The sequence below is a fragment of the Streptomyces sp. CBMA291 genome, assembly GCF_014596525.1.
Lineage (GTDB): Bacteria > Actinomycetota > Actinomycetes > Streptomycetales > Streptomycetaceae > Streptomyces.
In genome coordinates, this window is sequence record NZ_MSJP01000069.1 from 1 (window position 1) to 12,895 (window position 12,895).

Consider the following 12,895-nt stretch of genomic DNA (forward strand, 5'->3'; position numbering starts at 1 on the left):
ATGATGTACGCGGCGGCCCTGACCGCGGCCGCCGCCATGGGATCGGTCTTCGTCGCCGTGGCCCTCGGCCGGGTCGTCCTCGTCCACGTACTCCTCGCCGCCGTGGTCGAGCAGGCGGCCAGCGCCAGCGCCAGGGCGGTCAGGGCGGCCAGGGGCAGCAGCCCCAGGGCCAGGGTCAGAGCCAGCAGGGCGGCCAGCAGGCCGGTCCGCAGGACGACTACGACGACGAGGCCGGCGGCCGTCGCGGCCGTCGGGGCCGCTACCGCGACCGCCGGGGCCGTCGCGGGCGCGACGACTTCCAGGCCGGCGAGCCGCAGGTCGCGGACGACGACGTCCTGATCCCCGTCGCGGGCATCCTGGACATCCTCGACAACTACGCGTTCATCCGGACCTCGGGCTACCTGCCCGGCCCGAACGACGTCTACGTCTCCCTCGCCCAGGTCCGCAAGAACGGCCTGCGCAAGGGCGACCACGTCACCGGCGCCGTGCGGCAGCCGAAGGAGGGCGAGCGCCGCGAGAAGTTCAACGCGCTGGTCCGCCTCGACTCGGCGAACGGCATGGCCGCCGACTCCGGCCGCGGCCGCCCCGAGTTCAACAAGCTGACCCCGCTCTACCCCCAGGACCGGCTCCGTCTGGAGACCGACCCGGGCGTGCTGACCACCCGGATCATCGACCTCGTGTCGCCGATCGGCAAGGGCCAGCGCGGTCTGATCGTGGCCCCGCCGAAGACCGGCAAGACCATGATCATGCAGGCGATCGCCAACGCGATCACCCACAACAACCCCGAGTGCCACCTGATGGTCGTCCTGGTCGACGAGCGTCCGGAAGAGGTCACCGACATGCAGCGGTCGGTCAAGGGCGAGGTCATCTCCTCGACCTTCGACCGTCCGGCCGAGGACCACACCACCGTCGCCGAGCTGGCCATCGAGCGCGCCAAGCGCCTCGTGGAGCTGGGTCACGACGTGGTCGTCCTGCTCGACTCCATCACCCGTCTGGGCCGCGCGTACAACCTCGCGGCGCCCGCCTCCGGCCGCATCCTGTCCGGTGGTGTCGACTCGACCGCGCTCTACCCGCCGAAGCGGTTCTTCGGCGCGGCGCGCAACATCGAGGACGGCGGCTCGCTGACCATCCTGGCCACCGCGCTCGTCGACACCGGCTCGCGCATGGACGAGGTGATCTTCGAGGAGTTCAAGGGCACCGGCAACATGGAGCTGAAGCTCGACCGGAAGCTCGCCGACAAGCGCATCTTCCCGGCCGTCGACGTCGACGCCTCGGGTACGCGCAAGGAGGAGATCCTGCTCGGCAGCGACGAGCTGGCCGTCACCTGGAAGCTGCGCCGTGTGCTGCACGCGCTCGACCAGCAGCAGGCGATCGAGCTGCTTCTGGACAAGCTCAAGCAGACCAAGTCGAACGGCGAGTTCCTGCTCCAGATCCAGAAGACCACGCCGGGCGGCAACAACGACTGACGCGAGACTCGCGTCACACGCCGGAAACCGGGCCCCTGCCCGTAACCCCGTCGTGACCTGCGTAAACCATCGCTCCCTCTGTGTCCGCACAGGGGGAGCGGTGCTGTTTCCGGGGGGAACTCACTCAAACCTCACAGCTCCCTATGCAACTCTTTCGGGTGATTCGCCGTCACATGGGGTGAACCGATGGGGTGAGGGAAGCAGATGACCGAGCAGAGCAAGAGCGGCCGCACCGGCGGCGCGCGGCACGGCCGACGCCGCAAACCGCCCACCCGCCGCCGCCGGGCGGCCCGCGTACTCCTGTCGACCGGCGCCGCCGTCCTCGTCCTCGGCGGCGCGGGCGCCGGATACGTCTACGCCCGGCTCGACGGCAACCTCCAGGGCGTCGACATCAACGGACAGCTCGGCGCCGACCGCCCCGACGACGTCGACGACGGCTCCCTCGACCTCCTCGTCCTCGGCTCCGACTCCCGCTCCGGCGCCAACGCCGCCTACGGCAAGGACGAGGGCGGCGCCCGCTCCGACACCGCGATGGTCGTCCACGTCCACCAGGGGCACCGCAAGGCCAGCGTCGTCTCGATCCCCCGCGACACCCTCGTCGACCGCCCCGCCTGCACCGACGAGCACGGCATCGCCGTCCCCGCCGCGCACCGGGCCATGTTCAACACCGCCTACGAGGTCGGCGGCCCCGCCTGCGCCGTCAAGACCGTCGAAGCCCTCTCCGGCATCCGCATGGACCACTACATCGAGGTCGACTTCACCGGCTTCCGCCACCTGATCGACGAACTCGGCGGCGTGGAGATCACCACCACCCGGCCCATCAAGGACGCCAAGAGCCACCTCGACCTCGCCCCCGGCACCCACACCCTCGACGGCGAACAGTCCCTCGGCCTCGTCCGCACCCGCAAGAGCGTCGGCGACGGCAGCGACCTCGGCCGCATCCAGCTCCAGCAGGCCTTCATGAAGGCCTTCGTCGAGCAGGTGAGGAGCGTCGGCGTGCTCACCGACCCCACGAAGCTCCTCGGCCTCGCCGACGCCGCCACCAAGGCCATCACCCCCGACTCCGAGCTGGATTCCGTCCCCGAGCTGATGAGCTTCGCCAAGGGGCTCTCCGGCATCGGCGCCGACAACGTCCACATGGTCACCCTGCCCGTCGAGTACGACCCGGTGGACCCCAACCGCGTCGTCCCCCTCGAAGCCCAGTCCCGGCAGCTCTGGACGGCCCTCGCCAAGGACCTCCCCATCCCCGCGTCGGCCGTGAAGGACACGGCCACGGGCAAGGCCGACGGCATCGTGAAATGACCCTTACCGACAGCCGCCGAGCGCCCCGGAGAGCCGCGGACGGACCCTTCGGGAATACCTCCGGCCCCACCCCGGTTTGGGGAGATGCGGCCGGTCCTGGCAGACTGGTACGTCGGCCCCGGTTCACGTGTGCCGCAATCCGCGGCGGCGACCCGGAGCCCTCCCGGAACTAGGAGACACCTTGAAGCGCGAGATCCACCCCGAGTACGTCGAGACCCAGGTCAGCTGCACCTGTGGCGCGTCGTTCACCACCCGGAGCACCCTGACCGATGGCACCATCCGTGCCGAGGTCTGCTCCGAGTGCCACCCGTTCTACACGGGCAAGCAGAAGATCCTCGACACCGGCGGCCGCGTCGCCCGCTTCGAGGCCCGCTTCGGCAAGGCCACCGGCTCCGCCAGCAAGTAGCGAGCCCCTGCGCCGGTTCTCGGTCGCCCCGCGCGGGTGGCCGGAACCGGCGCTTTGGCGTCCCCGTAGCAACTGACGAAAAAACCAGGAGCCACCGATGTTCGAGGCGGTCGAGGAACTGATCGGCGAACACGCCGACCTCGAAACCAAGCTCGCGGACCCCTCCGTCCACGCCGACCAGGCCAACGCGCGCAAGCTCAACAAGCGCTACGCCGAGCTGACCCCGATCGTCGCCACGTACCGGTCCTGGAAGCAGACCGGCGACGACATCGAGACCGCCCGCGAGCTGGCCCACGACGACCCCGACTTCGCCGCCGAGGTCAAGCAGCTGGAGAAGGACCGGGAAGGGCTGACCGAAAAGCTCCGCCTGCTCCTCGTCCCGCGCGACCCCAGCGACGACAAGGACGTCATCCTGGAGATCAAGGCGGGCGCCGGCGGCGACGAGTCCGCCCTCTTCGCCGGCGACCTGCTCCGCATGTACCTCCGGTACGCCGAGCGCGTCGGCTGGAAGACCGAGATCATCGACGCCACCGAGTCCGAGCTGGGCGGCTACAAGGACGTCCAGGTCGCCGTGAAGACCAAGGGCGGCAACGGCGCCACCGAGCCCGGCCAGGGCGTCTGGGCGCGCCTCAAGTACGAGGGCGGGGTGCACCGCGTCCAGCGCGTGCCCGCGACCGAGTCCGCCGGCCGCATCCACACCTCCGCCGCCGGTGTGCTCGTCACCCCCGAGGCCGAGGAGGTCGAGGTCGAGGTCCACGCCAACGACCTGCGCATCGACGTCTACCGCTCCTCGGGCCCCGGCGGCCAGTCGGTCAACACCACCGACTCCGCCGTCCGCATCACCCACCTGCCCACCGGCATCGTCGCCTCCTGCCAGAACGAGAAGAGCCAGCTCCAGAACAAGGAGCAGGCCATGCGCATCCTGCGCTCCCGGCTGCTCGCCGCCGCGCAGGAGGAGGCCGAGTCCAAGGCCGCCGACGCCCGCCGCAGCCAGGTCCGCACCGTCGACCGGTCCGAGAAGATCCGTACGTACAACTTCCCGGAGAACCGGATCTCCGACCACCGCGTCGGCTTCAAGGCGTACAACCTCGACCAGGTGCTCGACGGCGACCTCGACACCATGATCCAGGCCTGCGTCGACGCCGACTCGGCCGCCAAGCTGGCCGCGGCGTAAGCCGGAGCCCGTTCCCAAGCCCCACCCCGCACCACGGAGGACCAGCGTGAACCTGCTGCTTGCCGAGGTGGCCCAGGCCACCCAGCGGCTGGCCGACGCCGGCGTTCCCTCACCGCGTTTCGACGCCGAGGAGCTCGCCGCGTTCGTGCACGGCGTCAAGCGGGGGGAGCTGCACAACGTCAAGGACGCCGACTTCGACGCCCGCTACTGGGAGACGATCGCCCGCCGGGAGGCCCGCGAACCGCTCCAGCACATCACCGGACGGGCGTTCTTCCGCTACCTGGAGCTCCAGGTCGGACCCGGGGTCTTCGTGCCCCGGCCGGAGACCGAATCGGTCGTCGGCTGGGCCATAGACGCCGTACGCGCCATGGACGTCGTCGAGCCCCTCATCGTCGACCTGTGCACCGGCTCCGGGGCCATCGCCCTCGCCATGGCCCAGGAAGTGCCCCGCTCCCGCGTGCACGCCGTCGAACTCTCCGACGACGCGCTCGTCTGGACCCGGAAGAACGCCGAGGGCTCCCGCGTCACCGTCCACCAGGGCGACGCGCTGACCGCCCTGCCCGAGCTGGACGGCCAGGTCGACCTGGTCATCTCCAACCCGCCGTACATCCCGCTCACCGAGTGGGAGTACGTGGCGCCCGAGGCCCGCGACCACGACCCGGACATGGCCCTCTTCTCCGGCGAGGACGGCCTCGACACCATCCGGGGCATCGAGCGCACCGCCCACCGGCTGCTCCGCCCCGGCGGCCTCGTCGTCATCGAGCACGCCGACACGCAGGGCGGCCAGGTGCCGTGGATCTTCAACGAGGAAGCCGGCTGGGCCGACGCCGCCGACCACCCGGACCTCAACAACCGGCCGCGTTTCGCGACCGCCCGCAAGGCACTGCCATGACCGGCATGGCCCGCACGACCGCGAAGACGAACCACGCGAACGAGGAGCCCGGGAACTGATGGCAAGGCGATACGACTGCAACGAGGCCACCGACCGAGTGACCGGCCTGCGCGAAGCCGCGTCCGCCGTCCGCCGGGGCGAGCTGGTCGTGCTGCCCACCGACACCGTCTACGGGATCGGCGCGGACGCCTTCAGCAGCGAGGCCGTGGCCGACCTGCTCACCGCCAAGGGCCGCGGGCGCAACATGCCCACGCCCGTCCTCATCGGCTCCCCGAACACCCTCCACGGCCTCGTCACGGACTTCTCCGAGCAGGCCTGGGAACTCGTCGACGCCTTCTGGCCCGGCGCCCTCACCCTGGTCGCCCGGCACCAGCCGTCCCTCCAGTGGGACCTCGGCGACACCCGGGGCACCGTCGCCATCCGCATGCCGCTGCACCCCGTCGCCATCGAGCTGCTCACCGAGGTCGGCCCGATGGCCGTCTCCTCGGCGAACCTCACCGGACACCCCTCGCCCGAGGACTGCGACGCGGCCCAGGGCATGCTCGGCGACTCCGTCTCCGTCTACCTCGACGGCGGACCGACGCCCGGCATCGTCCCGTCCTCCATCGTCGACGTCACAGGCAGGATCCCGGTCCTGCTGCGCGAGGGAGCGCTGTCACCCGAGGAGCTGCGGAGGGTCGTACCAGACCTTGAGGTGGCCAGTTGACGGCCCCTGAGGGGCGTGGCATAGCGGGGCACGAAGACAGCGACACCTTCCGCATCCTCCACGTCAGCACCGGCAACGTCTGCCGCTCGCCCATCACCGAGCGGCTGACCCGGCACGCCCTGAGCGACCGCCTCGGCGATCCGCTGGGCGGCGGACTGATCGTGGAGAGCGCGGGCACCTGGGGCCACGAGGGCGCCCCGATGGAGGCCAACGCGGAACTGGTCCTCGCCGACTTCGGCGCGGACTACAGCGGTTTCGTGGGACGCGAGCTCCTCGACGAGCACGTCATCCGCGCGGACCTCGTCCTGACGGCCACCCGGGACCACCGGGCGCAGGTCATATCGATGGGCCATTCGGCGGGCCTGCGCACCTTCACGCTGAAGGAGTTCACCCGCCTGGTCCGCGCGATCGACCCGGCCACCCTCCCGGACCCGCGCCACGAGGGCATGGTGGAACGCGCCCGCTCCCTGGTCCGCGCGGCAGCGGCTCTACGCGGGTGGCTCCTGGCCCCGTCGGTCGACGCGGACGAGGTCAACGACCCGTACGGCGCCCCGATCACCTTCTTCCGCTCGATCGGCGACGAGATCAACCAGGCGCTGGACCCGGTGGTCACGGCGCTGACGGGCGTACGGGCGCGGGACTGACCGCACCCGTACCGCACCTGCACCGCACCCGTACCGCACCGGAGAATCTCGTCGGGCGCGTGGTGGCCGGTGTGCCTACATTGAGGGCATGCCGGTCACCGTGACCCCCGATGCGGAACTCGACGTCCTGCGGCGGCAGGACCCGGAGATCGCCGACGTGCTGCTCGGCGAGGCGCGGCGGCAGGCCGACGAACTTCAGCTGATCGCGGCGGAGAACTTCACCTCGCCCGCGGTCCTCGCCGTCCTCGGGTCCCCGCTGGCCAACAAGTACGCCGAGGGCTATCCCGGCGCCCGTCACCACGGCGGCTGCGCGTACGCCGACGCCGCCGAGCGGATCGCCGTGGAACGGGCCGAGAGGCTCTTCGGAGCCGCCCACGCGAACGTGCAGTCCCACTCGGGCTCCGCGGCCGTCCTGGCGGCGTACGCGGCCCTTCTCAGGCCTGGTGACACGGTCCTGGCCATGGGCCTCGAACACGGCGGGCACCTCACCCACGGTTCCCCGGCCAACTTCTCCGGCCGCTGGTTCGATTTCGTCCCCTACGGCGTCGACGCGGAGACCGGGCTCGTCGACCACGAGCAGGTCGCCGCGCTCGCCCGCCACCACCGCCCCAAGGCGCTCGTCTGCGGCTCGATCTCGTACCCCCGCCATCCCGACTACGCGGTCTTCCGCGAGATCGCCGACGAGGTCGGCGCCTATCTGATCGTGGACGCGGCCCACCCCATCGGCCTGGTCGCCGGGGGAGCGGCGCCGAACCCCGTCCCGTACGCCGACATCGTCTGCGCGACCACCCACAAGGTGCTGCGCGGTCCGCGCGGCGGCATGATCCTCTGCGGCGAGGAACTCGCGGGGCGGATCGACCGCGCGGTCTTCCCGTTCACCCAGGGCGGCGCCCAGATGCACACGATCGCGGCGAAGGCGGTGGCCTTCGGCGAGGCGGCCACCCCCGCCTTCGCCGCCTACGCCCGCCAGGTGGTCGAGAACGCCCGGACGCTCGCCGCCGCCCTCGCCGCCGAGGGCTTCGCGCCGACGACCGGCGGCACCGACACCCATCTCGTCACCGTCGACCCCGCCCCGCTCGGCGTGGACGGGCGCACGGCCCGCGCCCGGCTCGCCGCCGCCGGGATCGTCCTCGACACCTGCGCCCTCCCGCACGGACGGGACCGCGGCATCCGGCTCGGCACCGCCGCCGTGACGACCCAGGGCATGGGCGTCCCCGAGATGGCCGGGATCGCCGGACTGTTCACCGCCGCGCTGCGGGACGAACCGGGGGAGACGGCCGGGGTACGCGCGCGGGTGCGTCGGCTGACCGGACGATTTCCGCCGTATGGAGGGTGAGGAGCGGAGCGGGAAAGCCCCCGTGCAACCCTTCGGCACCCCCGCGTGTCTCCCAGCACATGGACGGCACGGCTAGGGTGTGGGGCTGAGATGGCCAGCGATTCCTGTGGGGCAGCCCGTGCGTGATTACCTGCTGACGCTCTGTGTCACGGCCGCGGTGACGTATCTGCTCACCGGTCCGGTGCGGAAGTTCGCCATCGCGACCGGCGCGATGCCGGAGATCCGTGCGCGCGACGTGCACCGAGAACCGACTCCGAGGCTCGGTGGCATCGCCATGTTCTTCGGACTCTGCGCGGGACTGCTCGTCGCCGATCACCTGAAGAACCTGAACAGCGTCTTCGAACTGTCGAACGAGCCTCGTGCGCTGCTCTCCGGCGCGGCCCTGATCTGGCTGATCGGCGTCCTCGACGACAAGTTCGAGCTGGACGCGCTGATCAAGCTGGGCGCCCAGATGATCTCGGCGGGCGTGATGGTCGCGCAGGGCCTGACCATCCTGTGGCTGCCGATCCCGGGCGTCGGCGTGGTCTCGCTGACACCGGGGCAGGGCACCCTGCTGACGGTGGCCCTGGTCGTCGTGACGATCAACGCCGTCAACTTCGTGGACGGTCTCGACGGTCTCGCCGCCGGCATGGTCTGCATCGCCGCCGCCGCGTTCTTCCTGTACGCGTACCGCCTCTGGTACGGCTACACGATCGAGGCCGCCGCCCCCGCGACGCTGTTCACCGTGATCCTCATGGGCATGTGCCTGGGCTTCCTGCCGCACAACATGCACCCGGCGCGGATCTTCATGGGCGACTCGGGCTCGATGCTGATCGGCCTGATCCTCGCGGCCTCCGCGATCTCGATCACCGGTCAGGTCGACCCGGACGCGCTGAAGATCTTCGAGGGTTCGACCCGGCAGGCGACCCACGCGGCCCTGCCCGTCTTCATCCCGCTGGTGCTGCCGCTGACGATCATCGCGATCCCGATGGCCGATCTGATCCTGGCCATCGTGCGGCGCACCTGGAAGGGCCAGTCGCCGTTCGCGGCGGACCGGGGGCACCTGCACCACCGGCTCCTGGAGATCGGCCACTCCCACAGCCGCGCCGTCCTGATCATGTACTTCTGGTCGGCGCTCATCGCCTTCGGGACGCTGGCGTACTCGGTGCACTCGGCCTCGATGTGGATCGTCCTGTGCGTGGTCGCGCTCAGCGCGATCGGTCTCGTCCTGCTTCTGCTGCCGCGTTTCACGCCCCGGGCGCCCCGCTGGGCGCAGTCCGTGGTGCCGCCCCGCTACCGGCGCCGCAAGCGCCCGCCGGAGCCGGTCGTGACGGAAGGGACCGAGGAGTCCGAGGCGGCGGAGGAGCGGGTTCCGGTGCCCGCGGGGCTCCACGGCTCGACGGCCATCGGCAACCGCGCGCGCTTCACCGATCGGCGGAAGGCCGGAACGCCGAGTTGACGAAAGCCGCAAGCGCGGCCATTAGCAGACGAACCCTCAGGCTGTCGCGCACACACGCGCGACGTCACTCTCATGTGTGAGAGTTGGCACACCTTATGGGTAAAGACCTATTCAAATAGTTTGTGATACGGTTCACGAGTCCCGGCGACAGAGCCGAAAGGCCGTAGTGCGACGGCCCGTTGGCCCCGAGACCCACCTCGGACCGGGCTTACGCTCGTCCATGACGACACCACCGCCCCTCCATGACTTTGCGGAGACACCGCCATGCCGTCCAACGACGCACGCATCCTGTTGCACACCGCCGTACCCACCGCTGCCGTCGGCGCTCTCGCCACGCTTGTCGCGGGTCTCGTCGCGGGCGGCAGCGGGGCGCTCGGCGCCGTCGTCGGCGTACTGGTGGTCCTGCTCTTCATGGGCATCGGGCTGTTGGTGCTCCAGCGGACGGCGAAGTCACTGCCGCACCTGTTCCAGGCGATGGGGCTCTTGCTCTACGTGGCACAGTTGCTGCTGCTGTTCGTCTTCCTGGCCCTGTTCAAGAACACGACGCTGTTCAACTTCAAGGCCTTCGCCTTCACGCTGCTCGCGACGACCGTGGTGTGGGTCGCCGCGCAGGCGCGTGCGTACATGAAGGCCAAGATCATGTACATCGACCCCGACAAGACGGGGCCGAAGTCGTGAAGGGTAGGGCCGGGATAAAGCCGCGTTCGGCTTCCTGCTATCGTCCGGTTCCAACTGCGGCACTGCGGGCGCGGGCATCCGAGCCCCCCGTCCCAGCGCGAGGCTCGACGCCGAACCGCCGCCCCCTTATCCGTAAGACCAGTCCAGTGCCGACCCGCGGCTGCGTGCCGCGCCGACACAACGAGGTTGCCGTACCTATGCGCCACGCTGAAGGAGCCCGCGGTGAGTGCTGACCAGACGCTTGCCTTCGACCCGGATTGCCACATCTTCACTGGATGTGGCTTCCCGGCGCCGGGGCTGCACACGTTCATGTACGAGCCCATGTTCTCCGTGGGTGGCTTCGACTTCACCAAGCCGATGCTCCTCGCCATCCTTGGCTCGCTCGTGGTCGTCGGGTTCTTCTGGGCCGCCTTCAACAAGCCCAAGCTGATCCCCGGCAAGATGCAGATGGTCGGCGAGGCCGGATACGACTTCGTACGCCGCGGCATCGTCTACGAGATCATCGGCAAGAAGGACGGCGAGAAGTACGTCCCGCTGATGGTGTCGCTGTTCTTCTTCGTCTGGATGATGAACCTCTGGTCGATCATCCCGCTGGCCCAGTTCCCGGTCACCTCCCTGATCGCGTTCCCGGTCGCGCTCGCGCTGGTCGTCTACGTCCTCTGGGTGTCGCTGACCTTCAAGAAGCACGGCTTCGTCGGCGGCGTGAAGAACATCGTCGGCTACGACAAGTCGCTCGGCCCGATCCTGCCGCTGGTCGTCGTCCTCGAGTTCTTCTCGAACATGCTGATCCGGCCCTTCACGCACGCGGTCCGACTGTTCGCGAACATGTTCGCCGGTCACCTGCTCATCGTGATGTTCTCGCTGGCCACCTGGTACCTCATGAACGGCCTGGGCTTCGTCTACGCCGGTGCCTCGTTCGTGATGGTCCTCGTGATGACCGCCTTCGAGCTGTTCATCCAGGCCGTCCAGGCGTACGTCTTCGTCCTCCTGGCCTGCAGCTACGTCCAGGGCGCGCTCTCCGAGCACCACTGAGCCGATCCGCCCCGGATCGTGGCTTCACCCCCAATCCAACAGTCGTCCGGTGGCCAACCCCCACCGGGTCATTGAAAGAGAAGGAAGTAACGGCATGTCCGCTGCTCTCGACATGGTCAACCTCGCCGCCGGCGCCAAGGAGAACGTGGTCGGCAACGTCGCGTCGATCGGCTACGGCCTGGCCGCCATCGGCCCCGGCGTCGGCGTCGGCATCATCTTCGGTAACGGCACCCAGGCCCTCGCCCGCCAGCCCGAGGCTGCCGGCCTGATCCGTACCAACCAGATCATGGGTTTCGCGTTCTGTGAGGCGCTCGCCCTCATCGGCATCGTCATGGGCTTCGTCTACCAGTAAGCCGGACCGACAGCCCAACTTTTACGGAAGGCACTGATGTGAACGCTCTGCTTCTTGCGGCAGCGGAGGAGCAGCCTCCGCTCATCCCGCACGCCGACGAGCTCGTCATCGGCCTGATCGCCTTCGTCATCGTCTTCGGCTTCCTCGCCAAGAAGCTCCTCCCGAACATCAACAAGGTTCTGGAGCAGCGTCGCGAGGCCATCGAGGGTGGCATCGAGAAGGCCGAGTCGGCCCAGATCGAGGCTCAGAGTGTGCTGGAGCAGTACAAGGCCCAGCTCGCCGAGGCCCGCCACGAGGCCGCGCGTCTTCGCCAGGAGGCGACGGAGCAGGGCACCGCGATCATCCAGGAGATGAAGGCGGAAGGCCAGCGCCAGCGCGAGGAGATCATCTCCGCCGGCCACGCTCAGATCGAGGCCGACCGCAAGGCCGCGTCCGCTTCGCTGCGTCAGGACGTGGGCAAGCTCGCCACCGACCTGGCCGGCAAGCTGGTCGGCGAGTCCCTTGAGGACACCGCCCGCCAGAGCCGGACGATCGACCGCTTCCTCGACCAGCTCGAGGAGAAGGCAGAGGCCGTCCGATGAACGGAGCGAGCCGCGAGGCACTGTCCACCGCACGCGAGTCCCTCGACGCGCTGACCGACAACACCTCGGTCGACGCGACGAAGCTCGCGAGCGAGCTGGCCGCCGTCACCGCGCTGCTCGACCGCGAGGTGTCGCTGCGCCGGGTCCTGACCGACCCCGCACAGTCGGGTGAGGCCAAGGCCGCGCTCGCGCAGCGACTCCTGGGCGGTCAGGTGGGCGGCGAGACCGCCGACCTGGTCTCCGGCATGGTGCGTTCCCGCTGGTCGCGCTCGCGCGACCTGGTCGACGCGGCCGAGGAACTGGCGAACATCGCCGACCTCACCGCGGCGCAGAAGGCGGGCGCGCTCGACAGTGTCGAGGACGAGCTGTTCCGGTTCGGCCGGATCGTGTCCTCCAGCCCCGAGCTGCGCTCGGCGCTGACGGACAAGTCGGCCACGGCCACCGCCAAGAGCGAGCTGCTCCGCAGCCTGCTCGGCGGCAAGGCCAACGCCACCACCGAGCGCCTGGTCGTCCGTCTGGTGACCCAGCCCCGGGGACGTAGCCTGGAAGCGGGACTCGACTCCCTCTCCAGGCTCGCCGCGGCGCGCCGGGACCGGATGGTCGCCGTCGTCAGCTCGGCGGTGCCGCTGTCGGACCAGCAGAAGCAGCGCCTCGGCGCCGTACTCGCCAAGCTGTACGGCCGCGAGATGCACCTGAACCTGGACGTGGACCCCGCGGTCCTCGGCGGGATCACGGTGCGCATCGGTGACGAGGTCATCAACGGCTCGATCGCGGAGCGCCTCGACGAGGCGACCCGTCGACTGGCCGGCTGACGGCAGCCAGCAGAACAACAGCACCACAGCATCACCAGCGGCCCGGTTGGGCCGTGCAGAGATTGCAGAAGATTCC

At 69.8% G+C, this 12,895-nt stretch carries 14 protein-coding genes; all 14 read left to right on the forward strand.

Annotated elements, in window-relative coordinates; all coding sequences use genetic code 11:
• Positions 1–1,466, forward strand: a 1,466-nt coding sequence (gene rho, locus BU197_RS17525; RefSeq protein WP_223184096.1) for a transcription termination factor Rho, incomplete at its 5' end; no start/stop codon positions are given.
• A 204-nt stretch (positions 1,467–1,670) separates the two neighbouring features.
• The gene (locus BU197_RS17530) at positions 1,671–2,768 is read left to right on the forward strand and encodes an LCP family protein (RefSeq protein WP_188269221.1); all 1,098 of its coding nucleotides are present in this window, start codon (positions 1,671–1,673) and stop codon (positions 2,766–2,768) included.
• A gap of 181 nt (positions 2,769–2,949) precedes the next feature.
• On the forward strand, positions 2,950–3,174 hold the full coding sequence (gene rpmE, locus BU197_RS17535) for a 50S ribosomal protein L31 (RefSeq protein ID WP_188269222.1): 225 nt from the start codon (positions 2,950–2,952) through the stop codon (positions 3,172–3,174).
• A gap of 97 nt (positions 3,175–3,271) precedes the next feature.
• Positions 3,272–4,348 carry a peptide chain release factor 1 gene (gene prfA / locus BU197_RS17540; RefSeq protein WP_188269223.1) on the forward strand — a complete coding sequence of 359 codons (1,077 nt, stop codon included), beginning with the start codon at positions 3,272–3,274 and terminating at the stop codon, positions 4,346–4,348.
• Between the two features lie 46 nt (positions 4,349–4,394).
• Positions 4,395–5,240: a peptide chain release factor N(5)-glutamine methyltransferase gene (prmC, locus tag BU197_RS17545; RefSeq protein WP_188269224.1), complete on the forward strand. Its 846-nt coding sequence runs from the start codon at positions 4,395–4,397 to the stop codon at positions 5,238–5,240.
• Positions 5,241–5,298: 58 nt separating this feature from the next.
• Positions 5,299–5,946, forward strand: coding sequence for an L-threonylcarbamoyladenylate synthase (locus BU197_RS17550; RefSeq protein WP_188269225.1), 648 nt, complete (start codon positions 5,299–5,301; stop codon positions 5,944–5,946).
• On the forward strand, positions 5,943–6,590 hold the full coding sequence (locus BU197_RS17555; RefSeq protein WP_188269226.1) for a protein-tyrosine-phosphatase: 648 nt from the start codon (positions 5,943–5,945) through the stop codon (positions 6,588–6,590). The genes BU197_RS17550 and BU197_RS17555 overlap by 4 nt, the downstream gene beginning before the upstream one ends.
• Before the next feature lie 88 nt (positions 6,591–6,678).
• Positions 6,679–7,926, forward strand: coding sequence for a serine hydroxymethyltransferase (glyA, locus tag BU197_RS17560; protein WP_188269227.1), 1,248 nt, complete (start codon positions 6,679–6,681; stop codon positions 7,924–7,926).
• A 118-nt stretch (positions 7,927–8,044) separates the two neighbouring features.
• Complete coding sequence (locus tag BU197_RS17565) at positions 8,045–9,364, forward strand: MraY family glycosyltransferase (protein ID WP_188269228.1); 1,320 nt, start codon at positions 8,045–8,047, stop codon at positions 9,362–9,364.
• 264 nt (positions 9,365–9,628) lie between these two features.
• The gene (locus tag BU197_RS17570) at positions 9,629–10,042 is read left to right on the forward strand and encodes a hypothetical protein (RefSeq protein WP_188269229.1); all 414 of its coding nucleotides are present in this window, start codon (positions 9,629–9,631) and stop codon (positions 10,040–10,042) included.
• Positions 10,043–10,264: 222 nt separating this feature from the next.
• Positions 10,265–11,074, forward strand: a complete 810-nt coding sequence (gene atpB, locus BU197_RS17575) for a F0F1 ATP synthase subunit A (protein WP_188269230.1) — start codon at positions 10,265–10,267, stop codon at positions 11,072–11,074.
• Between the two features lie 94 nt (positions 11,075–11,168).
• Positions 11,169–11,426, forward strand: a complete 258-nt coding sequence (gene atpE, locus BU197_RS17580; protein WP_093874070.1) for an ATP synthase F0 subunit C — start codon at positions 11,169–11,171, stop codon at positions 11,424–11,426.
• 38 nt (positions 11,427–11,464) lie between these two features.
• Complete coding sequence (locus BU197_RS17585) at positions 11,465–12,007, forward strand: F0F1 ATP synthase subunit B (protein WP_188269231.1); 543 nt, start codon at positions 11,465–11,467, stop codon at positions 12,005–12,007.
• Complete coding sequence (locus BU197_RS17590; protein WP_188269232.1) at positions 12,004–12,819, forward strand: F0F1 ATP synthase subunit delta; 816 nt, start codon at positions 12,004–12,006, stop codon at positions 12,817–12,819. The genes BU197_RS17585 and BU197_RS17590 overlap by 4 nt, the downstream gene beginning before the upstream one ends.
• Positions 12,820–12,895 lie beyond the last annotated feature (76 nt).